Origin of the sequence: Paenibacillus sabuli (assembly GCF_014705605.1) — a bacterium.
Lineage (GTDB): Bacteria > Bacillota > Bacilli > Paenibacillales > Paenibacillaceae > Paenibacillus_D > Paenibacillus_D sabuli.
The window spans coordinates 35,661-53,192 of sequence record NZ_JACXIZ010000009.1; the positions used below are offsets into that span (position 1 = coordinate 35,661).

A 17,532-nucleotide genomic window follows, 5' to 3' on the forward strand; every position below is an offset into this window, starting at 1 on the left:
TCTTCATGTAAAGAAACCGCCTGTGCAGGCGGTTTCTGGAAGTTTAACGCACCGTTCCGTTGGAAGCGCGGCGTTTTTTCAGCTTGTTGCGCCGCAGATTGAGCACGCCCAGCCGCTGCTTGAGCTGCTTCTCCCATTCGGCGTCGCCGACGTTTTTGGCGAAGCCCAACAGATCAAGCGCGATGTCGATCTGGCTATGTACGACGTCCATCGGGTCCTCGCACTCGTGATTGACGCAATTCTCATGCAACTCCAGTTCTTCCTGCTCGACATAATCGCAAAAATCCACCTCGGCCGCTCCGTCGCCGTGCGCGTAATCGGCCAAAATTTCGTATTCGTTCTCCACCATATAATGCACGTCCACTCTGTGGCACACCGGACAAAACAAGATCGGAACATTGTGAATGTGGGTACGGAAATGCCGCAATGTTCCTTTCGTGCCGATCATGCTCGCTCCACAACAAAAGCTCATTTCGAACCCCTCCTGTACAGCCGTCGCAAACGCCGCAGCGCCGCCGCCGATCTTTATTTGTCACACTTTTACCCTGTGGTATGTTCGACGAATCATGGCTAAATACTATTTTCCATGCCCGGACCCAAATTCCTGCTTTCCGCGCCAAGAAGTTGGCGGGCTGAACCGAATACGTTCGTTTTACCTGCTTCGACTTTTCACGTATACTGGATTCCTATTGTATAGCATTGCGCTGCGCCAGCGCAAGCGAGACCCAAGGTCGATTCGGACGGAGGCTAACCCATGAACGAAAAAATTCTGGTCGTCGAAGACGAGGCCAAAATTGCAGAGGCGATTGCTTACGCGCTGGGCAGGGAAGGCTATGTCGTCGAGGTCGCCGGCGACGGAGCCGAAGCGATCCGGCAGATCGCGCGGTTCCGGCCGGAGGCCATCATCCTCGACGTCATGCTGCCCGGCAAGGACGGCTACGATATTCTCAAGCAGCTCCAGGATAAGGCCCGGATCGGCGTCATCATGCTGACGGCCAAGGAGGACATCGTCAACAAAATACTCGGCTTGGAGCTGGGCGCGGACGATTATATGACCAAGCCCTTCGACATGCGCGAGCTGCTCGCACGGACGAAGTCGCTGCTGCGGCGAATGCAGGCCGCGCGCGCCGGGGAGGCCGAAGAGCGGGAAGAGGAGCTAACGCTTGGCGACATCGTCATGCAGCCGAGCCGGCAAGCGGCCTGGGCGGCGGGGCGCGAGCTGGAGCTGACGCCCAAGGAGTACGACCTGCTGGCGCTGCTGATCGGTCATCCGGAGCGGGTCTATACCCGAGAGCAACTGCTCGACCTCATCTGGGGCATCGAATATGCCGGCGGTACGCGCACCGTCGATATTCATATCCAGCGCCTGCGCAAAAAGCTCGGCGAGCCGCTCAGCGATTCGATCCAGACCGTGCACGGCGTCGGCTACAAAGCGCTCGGAGGACGCGCGCGATGAGAATCAGCATCAAGCTCAAATTCAGCGCCTTCCTCGCTGTCCTGCTGCTCTTGACCGTATTCATCTTGAGCGTGCTCGTCCTGCAAGGCATTCAGACCAACCAGCGCACACAGATGGAACGCTCGCTGGCGCAGCAGGCGCGGACGGCCAACCTGTTTTTCGTCCAGACGCTGCTGACCGAATCGATCAAGGTGCCCCGCACGTATCTGGCAGAAAACGGCGCCTCGCTGGCGTCGCAATTGAAGAATCTGAGCGGCCTGCGCGTCGCGCTCTACGATCAGGACGGCAATCGGATCAGCCCGCGCGAAGGCGGCCCGGCCGCCGATCCCGCACGCCTGCAGACCGCGCTGCGCTATGCCCTGGACAATCAGACGGCGTACCTGACCCGCGCCGATTCGCTCTACTACCTCGCGCCGCTGCGCAGCGGCGGCGCGCAGATCGGTGTCGTGCAGTTTCATTACCCGCTGGCGGATCACGCAGCGTTCGCGGACCAGATTCGACAGCTTTTTGTGTCGATCGGCGCCGTCGTATTCGTGCTGAGCTTCGTGCTTGCGTACTTCTACTTCGACGGCTTTGCCAATCGGATCATTCGGCTCAACGGCGCCGTCGATCGCATCCGCAGCGGGCGCTACGATACGGCGCTGCGCACGCGCAAGGACGAGATCGGCGAGCTCGCCGAGGGCATCCGGGCGATGAGCGAGCAGATCCGCCTCACGCTTCGCGCCAAGGACGAGGAGCGGGAGAAGCTCGCCCTCGCCGTCGACAAGCTCTCTCGTCTCGACGAGCAGCAAAAGCAGTTCATCGGCAACGTCACCCATGAATTCAAAACGCCGCTCACCTCCATCAAGTCCTATCTCGATCTGCTCGATATGTATCCCGACGACGAGCAGTTGCTCGGCAAAGCGATCGGCAACATTGCCGGCGAGACTCAGCGCCTGTACGAAATGGTGGAAAAGGTGCTGCAGCTGTCCGCCCTGGAAAAGTACGACTTCGAGTATCACAAGGAGCGCATTAACATTCGGGAAGCCGTGCTGGCGGTGCTAAACAGCCTGCGGGGCAAAATTGAAAAGTTCGGCATTCGGCTGGATACGGAGCTCGCGGACGCCGAGGTCGAGGCGGATCGCGACTGCCTGACCATTGTGCTCATGAATCTCATGGACAATGCCATCAAATACAATCGGCCGGGCGGACGGATTGCGGTGACCGGCACGCTGAAGGACGGAACGGCGGCGCTTGAGATTGCCGACAACGGCATCGGCATTCCGGAGGATGTCGCATCCCGCATTTTTGATCCGTTCTACACGGTGGACAAGAATCGGGCCCGCGAAAACGGCGGCGCAGGGCTGGGCCTCTCGCTCGCCAAGCGCTACACCGAATCGCAGGGCGGCACCATCGCGCTCGCACGTACCGGACCGGAGGGAACCGCCTTCACTGTCGCCTTCCCGGCGGCCAACCGCGCCGAGTCGGATGAAAATTAACGTTTTGGAGCGGTTTTGTTTACATTTTTGAGACAACTGGCCGCATTTTGGGTACATATGGGTGATATCGTAATGAGCAAGGAGGGGAACAACCATGAAAAAACACCCATTGCAAATGGCCGCTCTGTCCGCCGCGCTGCTGCTGACGCTGGGCGCTTGCGCTTCGAACAACGAGCCCGGCCGCGTAACCGACGAGGATCCGGAGGGCGATATCACGGTGATCGAAAATCAAGACGAGGAGGTCGGCGAGCCCGTCGTCTCGATCGAGAAGATCGACGAACTCGAACAGGTGCAAATTACCGACTGGCTGGACGACAACACCGCAATCGTGTCCAAGGCCAACACCGAGCTCGACAAAATGGAGCTCGCCGAGCTCGCCGATCAGTATCCAAGAAGCCTGTACTATTACCACGTGGACACCGACGAGTACGAGTTGATCCAGGCGGAGGAGAACGCCTTCCTGGGAAGCGCGGAGCTGTCGCCGGACAACACCCATCTGCTGTATACGATCAGTTCGCTCGGCGATCCCGTCTTCTCGGTGCTGAATCTGGAGACGATGGAAGGCTTCGATCTGACAGGCGATCCGATCGGCGGCGCGATGAGCGCGAGCTGGGCGGACAATGAGACGATCGTCGGCGCCTCCTACGCCGGCGGCGCGTATGTGGCGACCGTCTCGGGCGAGCTCGGCCCCATGGAGCACCTGGATGAAGGCGCGCTGTACCTCGTCCAGCAGTCGGGCGATCGCGTCTACTACAACACCAATAGCGAGCCCGGGCTTCAGGCGCTCGATACGCAGAGCGGCGAGTCGACGGCGCTGCCCTTCGACAATGCCGGCGGAATCTACCCGTCGCCCGACGGCAATCAGCTGCTGGTCGCCCAATACAACGACTCGAAGATGTCGCTGATCCTCAGCGACACGGCGGGCAGCGATCCCCGGACCATTGCCGAGGGCGCCAGCATCGCAGGCGTCTCCTGGTCGCCCGATCAGAGCATGGCGGCGTACATCCTTCAGGAGGAAGAAGGCAGCCAAGCAGGCAGAAGCCTGTACGTCTACGATCTGCTCAGTGACGATACGACGCAGATTGCAGTCAATCTGGAGCAGGCGTTTACCTCCTGGAGTCCGTCCAACGAAAAGCTCGCTTTTGTCGAATGGGGAGAGGAGTCCTACAGCAGCAGCATCGTCTACTTGAACTACGCGCTGCAGGGCGGCTCGGACGCCCAGACGCCTTGAACGTAAGCAACATCCAAGAGTCCGCTCATCGGCTGTCCCCATACTAGCGAAGCAAAAGACCTGCGCGCCATAAATGGCCCGCAGGTTATTTTTCTTGTCGCGACGTCGGAGGACCGCATCAGCCGTTTTGCCTTTATACCAGCGACCGCGCCTGCCACTTACCGCTCCTGTAGCGCCGCCAGAACAACAGCCCCCGCACGCCCCACTCGCCGTTCATCGCAATCCACACGCCGATGATGCCGATGCCCAGCACGACGCCCAGCACATAGCCGAGCCCGATCCGGAACAGCCACATCGACAGCATTGCGATCACCGAGGTATAGCGCGCGTCCCCGGCGGCGCGCAAGCCGGCAGGCAGGACGAAGCTGATGCCCCATAGCGGAATCTGGGCGAGCGCGTTGATCAGCACAATCCAGAACACGTCGCCGATAATCGCATCCGGCGGATTGAACAAGCGCACCATCGGATAAAACAACGGCAGCAGCACCAGCGCCATCACAGTAAAAAATAGCGCCGACAGCCACAGAAAGCCGCGAATAAACTTGCGCGCATCGTCAAAATGGCGAGCGCCGACGCATTGCCCCACCACCGTGACCAGCGTTAGCGACAACGCCATCGACGGCACTTGATAGAGCATCGCCAGGGAGCCGCTGATCGCATTGGCGGCGATCGCATAGGTTCCCATGCCGACGATGAACACCTGGGTCATCATTTTGCCGCCGTTGAAAAACACCTGCTCCGCCGCAAACGGGATGCCAACCGCCATCATTTTTTTGAACATCGACCAGGGGACGCGCACGAGCTCGCGCAAGCGAAGACGCAGCTCCGTGTCCATCCGCAGCACGACAACCAGCGCACAGATTGCCGCCGCATAGCGCGCGACATTGACTGCAATCGTCATGCCCGGCACGCCCATGTCGAGCCCGATCACGAGCAGCAGATTGAGCAGCACGTACAAGCCGTTCATAATGAGCGAGAGCGCCATCGACACGCGCGTCCGACCGACGCCGCGCATTGCGGCGTTGACGGCCTGAACGATGCCCAGACCCATGTAAGAGAGGCCGCTGCCGATCAGGTACGTGCTCGCGCTGCCCAGTACCTCAGGCGTCGCAGAGCCGAATAGCAGACCGAGCAGCGGGCCGTGCAGGAGCGCGACGAACAGACCGATCGCCAGCGAGAGCAGGGATACGGCCGCGATCGTTCCAGCCGCCGCAGTCGACACCATCGATGGATTTCCGCTTCCTTTATATTGCGCGACGACGACCGTGCCCCCGGTCGCCATCGCAATGAAGATCTGAATGAACAAAATATTCAGCGTATCCACCATGCTGACCGCACTGATCGCGTCCACGCCGGAGGAGCTGATCATCGCCGTATTGAGCAGGTTCAAGCCGACGATGAAGGTCTGGTCGATCAACACCGGAAAAAACAAGGCCATGATTCTGCGATAATCCATCGTCTCGCCGGTCAGGTGCTTCTCCAGCAAGAGGTGTGTCCGTGCGGATAGGCCGAGCCGTCCCAAAATCCTCATCACTTCTTTTCAAGTATCGTACAACGGTCACATGAAGGATGCGGCCTATGTCGGTCTAATTGTAGTTCCAGCGCCCAAATAACGCAATCCGGGCTACAGGCGATGGGGGGCGACGCGGCCCGCTCTGGACGCGCCTGCTCTTCCATCTGGCTGCAGGCGCAAAAAAGCTCCCCCGTTGTTGCTTTTGGGGGAGCTTGGAAGGCGCAGCCGGATCTTACTTCGCCACCAGATGCTGGTCGCCAGGCTTCCAGTTCATCGGGCACAGTCCGCCGGACTGAAGCGCCTGCAGCACGCGGAGCGTTTCTTCGACGCTGCGGCCTACGTCGTTGTGGTTGACGACCTGGTATTTCAGCTCGCCTTCCGGATCGATGATGAACAGACCGCGGAGCGCGACGCCTTCTTCTTCGATCAGCACGCCATACTCGCGCGCCACTTGCTTGGTGATGTCCGCAGCCAGCGGGAAGTTCAGCTCGCCGAGGCCGTTGTCATTGACCGGCGTGTTGAGCCAAGCGCGATGGCTGTGCTTGCTGTCGACGCTGACGCCGAGCACTTCCGTGTTCAGCTTCTTGAATTCGCCTGCCGCTTCGCTGAGCGCAGTGATTTCGGTCGGGCATACAAACGTAAAGTCCAGCGGATAGAAGAAAAGGACGAGCCATTTGCCCTTGTAATCGGTGAGCGAGGCGGAACCGAATTCCTTGCCATTGCCCAGTGCCGTCTCCATCGTAAAATCCGGTGCCGGCTTGCCTACCAAACGATCTGCCATTCCCAAACGACCTCCTTGGCGCATAAGCGCATAATTGAAATGTGTAGCTCGCCCATGCCCTCATGAACGAGCCCTCGAGTAAAATCCTATCACCAGATAAGAACAAAGTCAAGATTATATCAATTATTTTTTTATAATAATTATAATTATCATTCTCATTCAGAACGGAACTCGGACCGCGGCGTCCGAGTCCGGTCCGAATCTTACTTGCTGAGTGCAGCCACAATTCGCTCGCCCATCGCTTCCGTGCCAAGGGCCTTGCTCTTGTCGACGGCGATATCGCCCGTACGGTGGCCCGCATCAAGCACCGACTTGACGGCATTCTCGATCGCCTGAGCCGCCTCTTCGTAGCCGAACGTCAAGCGGTACATCAGCGCGACCGACAGGATCGTCGCGATCGGATTGGAGATGCCCTGGCCGGCAATATCCGGCGCCGAGCCGTGCACCGGCTCGTACAGGCCAAAGCTGCCCTCGCCCAGCGAAGCGGACGACAGCATGCCGATCGAGCCCGTCAGCATCGCGGCCTCGTCGCTGAGGATGTCGCCGAACATGTTCTCCGTCACGATGACGTCGAAGCTTGACGGGCGGCGCAGCAGCTGCATCGCGCAGTTGTCGACGAGCACATGCTCCAGCTCGACGTCCGGATACTCCGGTGCGATGCGGTTGACGACCTCGCGCCACAGGCGCGACGTCTCCAGGACGTTCGCCTTGTCCACGGAGGCCAGACGCTTGCTGCGCTTCTGCGCGATTTCGAACGCTTGGCGGACAATCCGCTCGACTTCGCTGACGTTGTATACGCAGGTATCGACGGCCTCTTGGCCGTGCTCGCCGTCGCGGCGGAACTTCTCGCCGAAATAGATGCCTCCGGTGAGCTCGCGCACGACGATCAGATCGGTGCCCTCGAGCACCTCGGGCTTGAGCGTCGAAGCGTCCATCAGGCAGTCGAATACCGTCGCCGGCCGAATGTTCGAGAACAGGCCCAGCGCTTTGCGGATGCCGAGCAAGCCCGTCTCCGGACGCAGCTCTTTGCTGTTGTTGTCCCATTTCGGTCCGCCGACTGCGCCGAGCAGCACGGCGTCGGCACGCTGGCAGATGTCGAGCGTTTCCTGCGGCAGCGGGGTTCCTTTTTCGTCGATGGCGATGCCGCCGAACAGACCGTGTTCAAATTCGAATTTCAGACCGAACAGCTCCTCGGTCTTCTTCATGACTTTGATCGCTTCGCCCACGACCTCTGGGCCGATGCCGTCACCGCCGAGCACGGCGATTTTTTTTACGTCCGTCATTATGGCATTACACTCCTTTGGCTAATAGCTGGATCATGCGGGATGGCAACAAGCATCCCGGACAAGCCGCGCAGGCCCGCAGCGACCGCCGGGCGCAAGGCTGGCGGTCCGGCGGTCGCTGCCGGTCGATCCGGGATCGGGATATTGCAGTATGAATCGTACGATTACTTCTTGATCCAGTGCATCAGCTCGCGCAGCTGGCTGCCGACCTGCTCGATCGGATGCTCGGCCTCGCGACGGCGCGTCGCGGTCAGCATCGCGCGGTTGGATTGATTCTCCAGGATAAAGTCGCGTGCGAAGCGGCCCGTCTGGATATCCTCGAGCACCCGCTTCATTTCTTTTTTCGTTTCTTCCGTCACGATGCGCGGTCCGGTGACATAATCGCCGTACTCGGCCGTGTTGCTGATCGAGTCGCGCATCGAAGCCAGGCCGCCCTCGTACATCAGGTCGACGATCAGCTTCAGCTCATGCAAGCACTCGAAGTACGCCATTTCCGGCGCGTAGCCCGCTTCCACAAGCGTTTCGAAACCGGCTTTGACCAGCGCGCTCGCGCCGCCGCACAGCACGGCTTGCTCGCCGAACAGATCCGTCTCGGTCTCCTCGCGGAACGAGGTCTCGATGACGCCCGCGCGCGTGCAGCCGATGCCTTTGGCATACGCCAGGCCGATCGCCTGCGCATTGCCCGTCGCATCCTGCTCGATGGCGATCAGTCCAGGCACGCCGAAGCCTTCGACGTAGGTGCGGCGCACCATGTGGCCGGGCGATTTCGGCGCGACGAGCAGGACGTCGGTTTCCTTGTCCGCTACAATTTGGCCGAAATGCACGTTGAAGCCGTGCGAGAACATCAGCGCCGCGCCCTTTTTCAGGTTCGGTGCGATTTCGTCGCGGTATACCGCGGCTTGCGTTTCGTCCGGCATCAGGATTTGGACGAGATCAGCTACCTTGACGGCTTCGCCGACAGACAGCACCTCGAAGCCGTCGTTTTTCGCCTTTTCGGCGGATTTGCCGGGACGCAGGCCGATGACGACCTTCAGACCGCTGTCGCGCAGGTTTTGCGCTTGCGCGTGCCCTTGGCTGCCATACCCGATAACCGCGATTGTTTTGCCCTGCAGTACGCTTTGGTCTGCATCTTTTTCATAGAACATTTTGACTGCCATGTGAATAAAAGCCTCCTTTAAATTTAAACCCTTTGAACGGGTGCCTGAGAGGAGAACAAACGTCTGAAGCGGCATTCTCCCGCCAGGCTCCCGTTCAAAACGGGCATGATGCGGCCGCCCCCCGCTCCCCGCGGGCCCGGGAGGGCGGCCATTCGTAGCTTGCCTTGCCTGCTTGTCCGATTCGCAGGGCCGCCAGGCCGCGCAGAACGGCGAGCTCGATGCAGCGCCGGTTAACGCGCGTTGCCCCGCGTCATCGCCGTCACGCCGGTGCGCGTCAGCTCGCGAATGCCGTACGGCTTGAGCAGCTCGACCATCGCGTCGATCTTCTCCGAATCGCCGACGACCTGCACGGTCAGCGAGCCGGTGCCAATGTCGACGATCGAGGCGCGGAACGTCTCGACGACGCCGAGAATCTCGGGGCGCATCGACGGCTCGGCGCCGACCTTGATCAGCGCCAGCTCGCGCGCCACCATCGGGTTAGCGCTCAGATCGACGACCTTGATGACGTCGATCAGCTTGTAGAGCTGCTTCGTCACCTGCTCGAGCATCTTCTCGTCGCCGGTCGTGACGATGACCATCCGCGACAGCCCGGCCTCCTCCGACGTCCCGACCGTGATGCTCTCGATGTTGAAGCCCCTCCGGCCGAACAGGCCGGAGACGCGCTGGAGCACACCGGGTTGGTTGTTGACGAGTACGGCGATTGTGTGCTTCATCAGATTACTCAAGATTACTCATCCCCCATCAGCATCGTATCGATCGTGTTGCCCTGCGTGACCATCGGATAGACGTTCTCGCCCTTGTGGACGACGAACTCCACGACAGCCGGTCCGGGATGCTGCAGCGCTTCCTCCCATACCTTGCGGGCGTCCTCCTTGCCGACGGCCCGGTAGCCCTTGACGCCGTAAGCTTCGGCCAGCTTGACGAAGTCCGGGCTGCCGGCCAGATCGATATGGCTGTAGCGGTTGTCGTAGATGATCTCCTGCCACTGCCGCACCATGCCGAGCACCTGATTGTTGATGATCGCGATCTTGACCGGGATGTTGTTGATCGCGCAGATCGCCAGCTCCTGCGCGCACATCTGCATGCCGCCGTCGCCGTTGATCGAGACGACCGTGCGCTCCGGGCACGCCAGCTGCGCGCCGATCGCCGACGGGAAGCCAAAGCCCATCGTGCCGAGACCGCCTGAGGTAACCCAGGAGCGCGGCTTGTTGAACTTGTAGTACTGCGCCGCCCACATCTGATGCTGGCCGACGTCGGTCGTGACGATCGCGTCGCCGCCGGTCGTGTCGTGGATCATCTCGATGACCCACTGCGGCTTCAGCTCGGTGTCGGAATCCTTGTAGCGCAGCGGATACTGGCTCTTCCATTCCTGCACCCGCGTGCGCCAGGCGTCGGCCTTGTCTGCCCGCACCGCTTGCTTGTTGGCGATCTGCAGCACGGTCTTGATGTCGCCGACGATTGGGATTTCGGTCGGCACGTTTTTGCCGATCTCGGCCGGATCGATGTCGATATGGACGACCTTGGCTTGCGGGGCGAAGCCGTCGAGCTTCATCGTCACCCGGTCGTCGAAGCGGGCGCCGATGTTGATCAGCAGATCCGCATTCTGAATCGCCTTGTTGGACGTATAGGTGCCGTGCATACCGGGCATGCCCAGCCACAGATCGCGACCGCTCGGATACGCGCCGAGGCCGAGCAGCGTCGTCGTGATCGGGATCTCCGTCTTGGTGACGAACTCCAGCAGCTCCTCGTGCCCGCCCGAGTAAACGACCCCGCCGCCGGCCAGGATGACCGGGCGCTCCGCCTCTGCGATCGCCTTGATCATCTTGTCGACCTGATGCCGGTTCGGCTGTACGGTCGGGTTGTAGCCGCGCAGATTCACCTCGTTCACAGGCTGGAAGAGCGCCTTCTGCGCCGATACGTCCTTCGGAATATCGATCAGCACCGGGCCCTTGCGCCCCGTGTTGGCAATATGGAACGCCTCGTGAATGGTCCGCGGCAGATCCTCTACGTTGCGCACGAGATAGCTGTGCTTGGTGATCGGCATCGTGATGCCCGTGATGTCCGCCTCCTGGAAGGCGTCCGTACCGATGAAGTTGGTCGCGACATTGCCGGTGATGACTACGAGCGGGACCGAATCCATATAAGCCGTCGCGATGCCCGTCACCAGGTTCGTCGCCCCCGGCCCGGAGGTCGCGATGCAGACGCCGACCTTGCCGCTTGCGCGGGCGTAGCCGTCGGCCGCATGGATCGCGCCCTGCTCGTGACGGGTCAGCAGGTGATTGAAGTCGGAGAAGCCGTGCATCGCATCGTATATGAACAACACCGCGCCGCCGGGATAGCCGAAGACGCAGTCCGCTCCCTCCAGTACGAGGCTGCGAAGCAGCATCTCCGAGCCGGTCACGACTTCGGGCTTCCTCAGTTTTTCCATGATTTCTTCTTTCGAGCGTAATGTTGCACCTTGTGCGCTCATCGTCTTCCTCCTCTCCAAGCCCGCCGCCAGCTCGCGCGGACTTGCATCTAATAGGTTTTGGCCATCAAAAAAGCCCTTCGCCCCTTAACACAACGCATTGTGTTGAGGGACGAAAGGCGAAGCTTCCGTGGTACCACCCAAGTTTGCCGTACATTTCGCAATATACAGCCTCAGCAGGTAAGAATCGCGTGCACGCGGAGACTCTTACCGTTGGCACTGTAACGTGTGCCGCGCGATTTTCCCTAATAGGCATCCGCCGGGGGGCGGGACTTTTCAGGAAAACAGCTCCGAGGTGAGCTCGTAGAAAAGGGATTTTGGCGACGGTCTCAGCTACTCCGTCCGCTCTCTGATGCAAAAGAGCCCTTAGCACTTCGTCCTCATCATTGCCGATATCGTATATCAATAAATCATTCAACGTTATCAACAATTATAGGCCTTCCAAAAGCATTCGTCAAGCATACAATAAATTAGCTCCGGCGGCGCCAGCTATGCCGCCGATCCGGCACACAAGGGGGGCTTGCTTGCCTATGACCTGTATTATACGCGCTTACGCACCGGCCGTCGACCGCGCGCAACTGATTCGCCTCATCCGCACTGAGCTCGTGCCGCTCTCCCACACGGTCTCGCCGCTGGACGCGCGCGAGCTGCGGCGGCTGCCGCAGCGGCTGCTCAGCGGCAGCACGCTGGTCGCCTGCCGCGGCCGGGGAAGCGCCGCGAGTGGGTTCGTCCATGCCGTAGCCGCCCGCGGCACGCTGCTGATCGACATGCTCGCCGTACACCCTCGTCACCGCGGCACCGGCTGGGGCCGCCGATTGATGGAGCGGGCCGAGGCGTACGGCATTCGCCGTCGCTGCTCGCTCGCACGCCTGTACGTCGACGAAGGCAATATGTCCGCGCTCCGCTTCTATACCCGGCTCGGCTACGCGTTGACGGGGTATGCGGCGGATTATCGCTGTCACGAGATGACCAAGCAGCTGCTGGGGCCGGCGATGCGGTCCTAATAGAAGCCGCCGGGATATCCGCCTCCGCCATAGCAGCAGTTGCCGCCATAACCACCGCCGTAGCCACCGCCGTAGCCACCGCCAAAACCGCCATATGGGCCGTATGCATAAGGCAGCGTGCCGATCGCCAGCAGGTCGAACAGCACCAGCGGCAGGATTGCCCGCGTGTGCACCGTTTTGCCCTTGGCTAGCGACTGCAGATGAAGGCGACCGCCGCTAACGCGGATCAGCTTGCCGGTTACGACCGTGCCGTCTTTTTTGCGCGCATAGATGGGCTTGCCGAGCAGCTTCACCGCTTGTTGCCGAGTCACATGAGTGCGCATGAATGAATCCTCCTTTTATGGTTGGTTCTCCAGTGTATGCAGCACTCGACCTTACGGCCTGTACGCCTGTACGTACGGTCAGTGGCCCGGCATCTACGAGACTGAACAGGTGCGGACGAGATTGCACCAAGGCGAAATCATATACTTTCTATAATTTCAAAAAAGCCCCCCCTTGCGGGAAGGCTTTCGATAAAATAAGGCGTGATTTTTCTAGGCGTTGATTTTTTGCTTGGCCACGCCAGCCAAGGAGTTGAACGCGCCCATGTCGTTTACGGCCAGATCGGCCAGCATTTTACGGTTCATTTCCACGCCGGCCAGCTTCAGGCCGTACATGAATTTGCTGTAGCTGAGGCCGTTTTGGCGCGCAGCCGCATTGATCCGCGTGATCCACAGCTTGCGGAAATCGCGTTTCCGCTGACGACGGTCGCGGTATGCGTAGAGCAGCGATTTCATGACCTGCTCTTTTGCCGTTTTAAACAAGCGATGCTTGGAGCCGTAATAACCCTTCGCGAGCTTCAAAATTCTTTTGCGACGACGGGCGCGGACGATGCCGCCTTTCACTCTTGCCATATGTTAAACCCTCCTGTAATTTGCGTAAAATGAAATGGTACAGTCCGCGCTTAGCGCAGTTGATCCAGACCTTGCTTCAGGCGGCTTGCGTCGCCGGCCGACATGAGCGGCTGGCCAGCCAAGACGCGCTTTTGGCGGCCCGACTTGTGCGACAGCAAATGATTGCGGTACGCTTTGTAGCGTTTAACCTTGCCGGTGCCGGTAATTTTGAAGCGGTCTTTCAAGCTGCTGTGCGTTTTAATCTTAGGCATGTGTATGGTCCTCCCTGCAATTCTTTTTAGTTGTTCGTTTTGGGGGCGAGAATCATGATCATGCTGCGCCCTTCCAGCTTGGGGTGCCGTTCGACCACGCACAGATCGGCCACTTCCTTGGACAAGCGGTCCAGGATGCGCTGCCCGATCGAGGCATGCGTGATTTCGCGGCCGCGAAAGCGGACCGAAGCCTTGACTTTATCGCCTTCGCCAAGGAATTTCACGACATTGCGGAACTTGACCTGATAGTCGTGCTCCTCAATGTTGGCGCGGAACCATACTTCCTTCAGATCGACGGTCTTCTGGTTCTTGCGCGCTTCTTTTTCTTTCTTTTGTTGCTCGTAGCGGAACTTGCCATAGTCCATGATCCGGCACACCGGTGGTTTGGCAGCCGGAGCGACATTAACCAGATCCATATTCAGATCAATCGCCATCTGCAGCGCCTCGCGTGTCGGCTTGATGCCGATTTGCTCGCCTTCCGCGCCAACCAGACGCACCTCTCTTGTCCGGATCTCGTCGTTAATTTGATGTTCCCTGCTAATAACCTTCCACCTCCATCATGTAATGACCCTGCTTATGATCGCAGACAACCGATGTCATGCACACAAAAAAATGCGGGCCGCATCGGACCCGCATTCCGTAAGTACTCACCGTGAACAAGCATACGCGCTTCTTGCGAAGCTGCTTGAATCGATCGATCGCGACCAGCCGGCATGCTGCCGGTCAGGTGAGAAGCGGGTGCTTCTGCTTTTGCTGTAACTATCCATTGACCTTATTAGTATACACGCGGCACTACGGCATGTCAACCGCATTTTGCGCGAATTTCGCTCGTTTGAACATTACCCTGCCTGCTTGCTCTGGACCTCTTCGAAGCGAATGACCCGCGTATGCTCGGTATGGCTCCACTGCTTGTTGTTCTGGGTGAAGAAGGCATACACCGTAATCGGCGCCCACGACAGCAGATACACCGGGAACAGCAGCAGGTACAGATAGCTCTTCGACTTGACCCGTTCGAGCATCATGACGAGCGGGAATTGAATGATCGAATACGCCACGTACGGCACCATCACCCAATACGGCATCAGCTCGTAGAGCGAATCGAACAGCGGTTCTCCGGGCAGTACCATGACGATCCACATCAGCACCGTGACGATCAGCCCGACCAAGAAGGTGTAGGCATTGAATACATAGAAGGCGGCGTCAAGCTTGACAAAGCTGCGCTCGCGGATCCCCCGCCACAGCAGCGGCAGGAAATACTTGCGCGCCACATCGAAGTGTCCCTGCGTCCAGCGCAGGCGCTGCCGCGCCGAAGCCTTGAAGGAGATCGGCTTCTCGTCGTAGACGCGCGCGTCGTAATTGATGCGCGGGTACACGCCTCGCATGATGCAATGGATCGTAAATTCCAGGTCCTCGACGAGGCTTTTGGCGCCCCATCCGATATCCTGCAGCAGCTTCGACTCGAAGCACATGCCCGTGCCGCCGAGGAAGTTCGCAAGCCCGGCATTGGCCCGCGACACCTGCCACATCCGGTTCGTGAACCAGTAGTTGATGCCGTTGGCGGCGCTCACCCACGAATCCTGCGGATTTTTGGTGTCCAGGTAGCCTTGAATGACGCGCACGCCGTTGCAGAGATCATTGTTCATCAGCTGCAAAAAGTCCGTGCTGACCAGATTGTCGGCGTCGAACATGACGACCGCGTCGTAAGCGCGCGGCTGCTTCCACAGCACGCCGAGCATCCATTCGATCGCGTAGCCCTTGCCGCGCTGCGCCGGGTTGGTGCGTACGCAGGCGTGGACCCCGTTGTAGCGGCGCACGACGTCGGCCGTGCCGTCGGAGCAATTGTCGCAGATGACGAAGATATCGAACAGCTTGCGAGGATACTTCATCATCAGCAGGTTCTCGATCAGCGCGCCGACCACCTGCTCCTCGTTGTGCGCGGCGACCAATACGGCAAATGACTTCTGCGGCTTGTGCCAGGCCCGACGGCGACGCACGCGCCAGCCGTAAAAACCGAGCACCATCTGATAGAGCCCGATTGCGAAAATAAATACTTGCATCGAAAAAATAATCGTATTGACCATGATTCGGTACTGCCCCCTTGAGACCCCAATTTTTAATCATGCTTTTTCTCTGTCTCTTTTTTTGTTTGTGTTGCGAAATGCGTTTGGCAGCAATCCTGATTTTGCGCGCTTTCTCTTCAATTGTCAAAATCGAATTTGGAACCATTTTCCTCCTGCCGACCGGAAATCGACGAAAAATCGCGTACAATCGCCGCGGCTTTGGCCGTCGCGCTTATTTTCGCCGCTTGGCTAGGCCTCCCGCCTGGCCGCATAGGGCGACCGCCCCGCTCATTGTATATAAACGAAACGAATCGGCAAAAGGTTCCTTTTGCCGATTAGCTTGCACATATGAGCCTATTCTAAACGTTATGCCCCTATTACCCGCAAATTAACAGTTCCAAACAAACCCCGTCCAAATTTTTGGACGGGGTTTAATCGCAAGGCGCGTCCGCTCCGCCTTGCCATTTCATGCTGCCAGGCTGCGTTTTTTCGCTTTCAGTCGCGCCGGATTGTGGTATGATGACTTATAGCCGTCAGACGGACAAGTCGCAGATGAAATTTTTTTAATCCACAAGCATACGGAAGACCGTCTTGCTGGAGGTGACCATGGAAAAACAACCTGGACCGACAAACCGAATCCGATTTTGGCTGCAAAGCAGCGAGCTGCGCCTGTTGCTATGGGCGAACCGCAGACCGCTGAATCCGGCCTTGAATAGGTGGCTGAGCCGCTGGCTCGGCACCGTGACCCATCTGGGCGGCGCCACGTTCACGCTGGCCACCGCGCTGCTGCTCGTCCTGCTCGCGCCTTATCCGTGGAATACGGCCGGCTGGCAGAGCTTGACCGCCATCGCGATCAGCCACATCCCTGTCTTTATCGTCAAGCACAAGTTCAAGCGGCTGCGCCCTTATCAGAAGCTCGAAAAAATCAACATCGGCAAGCGCATGCTCGGGGATCCGTCCTTTCCGTCCGGGCATACGACCGCCATCTTTGCCTGGATGCTGCCGCTGCTGACGGCCGAATCGGCTTATCTGCCGCTCATGCTCCCGGTTGCCATCGTGATCGGCGTATCGGTCGGATGGTCGCGCATGTATCTGGGTCTGCATTACCCTTCCGATGTCGCCGCCGGCGGCGCGCTCGGGGCGCTGACTGCCTCGCTCGTCTCGCTCTGGTGGTGGGGCGCCTCTTGATCCTCCCGTTGCTCCCGCTCCTCCTGCTCGGCGCGATGCGCCCGCAGCGCCTCCTCGCCGATCACCGCCTCGAGACGGTAGATCGGCTTGCCTTGCTCCACGAATTTGCTCTCATACTCGGTCAGCACGAGCTCCTCGCGCAGGGCGTCCCGATGCAGGTTAAGCGCGATATTGCGCAACTGCAGCCCCTCAGACGCGAAGCTGTTGAGCGAAAATTCAAACAACGTCTCCGAATCGGTCTTGAAATGAATCTCGCCCCTTGGGCTCAAGAGCCGGGTGTACTGCCGCAAAAAGCGCGGATGCGTCAACCTGCGCCGCGCATGCTTCGACTTGGGCCATGGATCGCTGAAATTGAGGTAAATGCGCTCCAGCTCCCCTTCGGCGAACATGGCCGCAATGTTCTCGATATTGCCGCGCACCAGCGCCAGGTTGGGCGGCTCCGTGACGCCGTCCGCCTCCCAGAGATCACGCGCTTTTTCGCTGGCGCGGCGGAGCAACTCGTCGTACATATCCACGCCGATATAATTGATATGCGGGTTGCGCTTGCTATGCTCGCTGATGAATTTGCCCTTGCCCATGCCGAGCTCGGCGTGAATCGGACGATCGTTCCCAAAAAATGCATGCCAGCGGCCTTTGTGCGGCGCCGCATCCAGCACGACCAGCTCCGGCTGCGCCTCCAGCGATTCCCGAATGCCTTTTCTTCCACGTAAACGCATAATTCCTCTTCCTCCAACGCTTCATAAAATTAAACGATCCTGACGACAATTGCG

Annotated in this window: 18 protein-coding genes; 5 read left to right on the plus strand and 13 right to left on the minus strand. The window is 59.3% G+C overall.

The features are described from left to right. Positions 1-43: 43 nt before the first annotated feature. On the minus strand, positions 44-472 hold the full coding sequence (locus IDH44_RS03375; protein ID WP_190914707.1) for a hypothetical protein: 429 nt from the start codon (positions 470-472) through the stop codon (positions 44-46). A 282-nt stretch (positions 473-754) separates the two neighbouring features. On the opposite strand from IDH44_RS03375, the gene IDH44_RS03380 reads away from it, so the two are divergent. The 3 genes from IDH44_RS03380 (at position 755) to IDH44_RS03390 (ending at position 4,165) form a co-directional block, all read left to right on the plus strand. Further along, on the plus strand, positions 755-1,456 hold the full coding sequence (locus IDH44_RS03380) for a response regulator transcription factor (protein WP_190914708.1): 702 nt from the start codon (positions 755-757) through the stop codon (positions 1,454-1,456). After that, the gene (locus IDH44_RS03385) at positions 1,453-2,934 is read left to right on the plus strand and encodes a sensor histidine kinase (RefSeq protein ID WP_190914709.1); all 1,482 of its coding nucleotides are present in this window, start codon (positions 1,453-1,455) and stop codon (positions 2,932-2,934) included. Before IDH44_RS03380 ends, IDH44_RS03385 begins: the two co-directional genes overlap by 4 nt. A 94-nt stretch (positions 2,935-3,028) precedes the next feature. Next, the gene (locus IDH44_RS03390; RefSeq protein ID WP_190914710.1) at positions 3,029-4,165 is read left to right on the plus strand and encodes a TolB family protein; all 1,137 of its coding nucleotides are present in this window, start codon (positions 3,029-3,031) and stop codon (positions 4,163-4,165) included. A gap of 133 nt (positions 4,166-4,298) precedes the next feature. Here the strand turns inward: IDH44_RS03390 and IDH44_RS03395 are convergent, their stop codons facing one another. The 6 genes from IDH44_RS03395 to ilvB all read right to left on the minus strand — a co-directional run bounded on the left by IDH44_RS03395 (position 4,299) and on the right by ilvB (position 11,369). Continuing rightward, positions 4,299-5,696, minus strand: coding sequence for an MATE family efflux transporter (locus IDH44_RS03395; protein ID WP_190914711.1), 1,398 nt, complete (start codon positions 5,694-5,696; stop codon positions 4,299-4,301). Positions 5,697-5,910: 214 nt separating this feature from the next. Next, positions 5,911-6,459: a peroxiredoxin gene (locus IDH44_RS03400; RefSeq protein WP_190914713.1), complete on the minus strand. Its 549-nt coding sequence runs from the start codon at positions 6,457-6,459 to the stop codon at positions 5,911-5,913. A gap of 203 nt (positions 6,460-6,662) precedes the next feature. Beyond that, positions 6,663-7,742, minus strand: coding sequence for a 3-isopropylmalate dehydrogenase (leuB, locus tag IDH44_RS03405; RefSeq protein ID WP_190914715.1), 1,080 nt, complete (start codon positions 7,740-7,742; stop codon positions 6,663-6,665). A gap of 164 nt (positions 7,743-7,906) precedes the next feature. Beyond that, positions 7,907-8,899 (minus strand): ketol-acid reductoisomerase, encoded by a 993-nt coding sequence (gene ilvC, locus IDH44_RS03410; RefSeq protein WP_190914717.1) that lies wholly within the window; start codon positions 8,897-8,899, stop codon positions 7,907-7,909. Positions 8,900-9,129: 230 nt separating this feature from the next. Then, complete coding sequence (gene ilvN, locus IDH44_RS03415) at positions 9,130-9,612, minus strand: acetolactate synthase small subunit (protein WP_190914764.1); 483 nt, start codon at positions 9,610-9,612, stop codon at positions 9,130-9,132. A gap of 14 nt (positions 9,613-9,626) precedes the next feature. After that, complete coding sequence (ilvB, locus tag IDH44_RS03420; protein WP_190914719.1) at positions 9,627-11,369, minus strand: biosynthetic-type acetolactate synthase large subunit; 1,743 nt, start codon at positions 11,367-11,369, stop codon at positions 9,627-9,629. Between the two features lie 527 nt (positions 11,370-11,896). Between ilvB and IDH44_RS03425 the strand changes: the two genes are divergently transcribed. Further along, complete coding sequence (locus tag IDH44_RS03425) at positions 11,897-12,370, plus strand: GNAT family N-acetyltransferase (RefSeq protein WP_190914721.1); 474 nt, start codon at positions 11,897-11,899, stop codon at positions 12,368-12,370. Here the strand turns inward: IDH44_RS03425 and IDH44_RS03430 are convergent. The 5 genes from IDH44_RS03430 to IDH44_RS03450 all read right to left on the minus strand — a co-directional run bounded on the left by IDH44_RS03430 (position 12,367) and on the right by IDH44_RS03450 (position 15,595). Next, positions 12,367-12,693, minus strand: coding sequence for a hypothetical protein (locus IDH44_RS03430; protein ID WP_190914723.1), 327 nt, complete (start codon positions 12,691-12,693; stop codon positions 12,367-12,369). The genes IDH44_RS03425 and IDH44_RS03430 overlap by 4 nt on opposite strands. 210 nt (positions 12,694-12,903) lie before the next feature. Next, on the minus strand, positions 12,904-13,263 hold the full coding sequence (gene rplT / locus IDH44_RS03435; RefSeq protein WP_190914724.1) for a 50S ribosomal protein L20: 360 nt from the start codon (positions 13,261-13,263) through the stop codon (positions 12,904-12,906). Positions 13,264-13,313: 50 nt separating this feature from the next. Then, entirely contained in the window at positions 13,314-13,514 is a 201-nt protein-coding gene (rpmI, locus tag IDH44_RS03440) for a 50S ribosomal protein L35 (RefSeq protein WP_190914725.1), read from the minus strand. A gap of 26 nt (positions 13,515-13,540) precedes the next feature. Further along, a complete protein-coding gene (infC, locus tag IDH44_RS03445; protein ID WP_190914766.1) occupies positions 13,541-14,038 on the minus strand; it encodes a translation initiation factor IF-3 in 498 nt (165 codons plus the stop codon). Between the two features lie 315 nt (positions 14,039-14,353). Beyond that, a complete protein-coding gene (locus IDH44_RS03450) occupies positions 14,354-15,595 on the minus strand; it encodes a glycosyltransferase family 2 protein (protein ID WP_190914727.1) in 1,242 nt (413 codons plus the stop codon). A 585-nt stretch (positions 15,596-16,180) separates the two neighbouring features. Between IDH44_RS03450 and IDH44_RS03455 the strand changes: the two genes are divergently transcribed. Continuing rightward, a complete protein-coding gene (locus tag IDH44_RS03455) occupies positions 16,181-16,762 on the plus strand; it encodes a phosphatase PAP2 family protein (RefSeq protein ID WP_190914729.1) in 582 nt (193 codons plus the stop codon). On the opposite strand, the gene trmB is transcribed toward IDH44_RS03455, so the two are convergent. Beyond that, positions 16,678-17,478 (minus strand): tRNA (guanosine(46)-N7)-methyltransferase TrmB, encoded by an 801-nt coding sequence (trmB, locus tag IDH44_RS03460; protein ID WP_190914731.1) that lies wholly within the window; start codon positions 17,476-17,478, stop codon positions 16,678-16,680. The two genes, IDH44_RS03455 and trmB, sit on opposite strands and share 85 nt — an antisense overlap. Between the last annotated feature and the right edge of the window lie 54 nt (positions 17,479-17,532).

Coding starts and splice junctions, on each gene's coding strand:
- IDH44_RS03375 (WP_190914707.1), bottom strand. CDS start 472: ATGAGCTTTTGTTGTGGAGCGAGCATGATCGGCACGAAAGGAACATTG.
- IDH44_RS03380 (WP_190914708.1), top strand. CDS start 755: ATGAACGAAAAAATTCTGGTCGTCGAAGACGAGGCCAAAATTGCAGAG.
- IDH44_RS03385 (WP_190914709.1), top strand. CDS start 1,453: ATGAGAATCAGCATCAAGCTCAAATTCAGCGCCTTCCTCGCTGTCCTG.
- IDH44_RS03390 (WP_190914710.1), top strand. CDS start 3,029: ATGAAAAAACACCCATTGCAAATGGCCGCTCTGTCCGCCGCGCTGCTG.
- IDH44_RS03395 (WP_190914711.1), bottom strand. CDS start 5,696: ATGAGGATTTTGGGACGGCTCGGCCTATCCGCACGGACACACCTCTTG.
- IDH44_RS03400 (WP_190914713.1), bottom strand. CDS start 6,459: ATGGCAGATCGTTTGGTAGGCAAGCCGGCACCGGATTTTACGATGGAG.
- leuB (WP_190914715.1), bottom strand. CDS start 7,742: ATGACGGACGTAAAAAAAATCGCCGTGCTCGGCGGTGACGGCATCGGC.
- ilvC (WP_190914717.1), bottom strand. CDS start 8,899: ATGGCAGTCAAAATGTTCTATGAAAAAGATGCAGACCAAAGCGTACTG.
- ilvN (WP_190914764.1), bottom strand. CDS start 9,612: ATGAAGCACACAATCGCCGTACTCGTCAACAACCAACCCGGTGTGCTC.
- ilvB (WP_190914719.1), bottom strand. CDS start 11,369: ATGAGCGCACAAGGTGCAACATTACGCTCGAAAGAAGAAATCATGGAA.
- IDH44_RS03425 (WP_190914721.1), top strand. CDS start 11,897: ATGACCTGTATTATACGCGCTTACGCACCGGCCGTCGACCGCGCGCAA.
- IDH44_RS03430 (WP_190914723.1), bottom strand. CDS start 12,693: ATGCGCACTCATGTGACTCGGCAACAAGCGGTGAAGCTGCTCGGCAAG.
- rplT (WP_190914724.1), bottom strand. CDS start 13,263: ATGGCAAGAGTGAAAGGCGGCATCGTCCGCGCCCGTCGTCGCAAAAGA.
- rpmI (WP_190914725.1), bottom strand. CDS start 13,514: ATGCCTAAGATTAAAACGCACAGCAGCTTGAAAGACCGCTTCAAAATT.
- IDH44_RS03450 (WP_190914727.1), bottom strand. CDS start 15,595: ATGGTCAATACGATTATTTTTTCGATGCAAGTATTTATTTTCGCAATC.
- IDH44_RS03455 (WP_190914729.1), top strand. CDS start 16,181: ATGGAAAAACAACCTGGACCGACAAACCGAATCCGATTTTGGCTGCAA.
- trmB (WP_190914731.1), bottom strand. CDS start 17,478: ATGCGTTTACGTGGAAGAAAAGGCATTCGGGAATCGCTGGAGGCGCAG.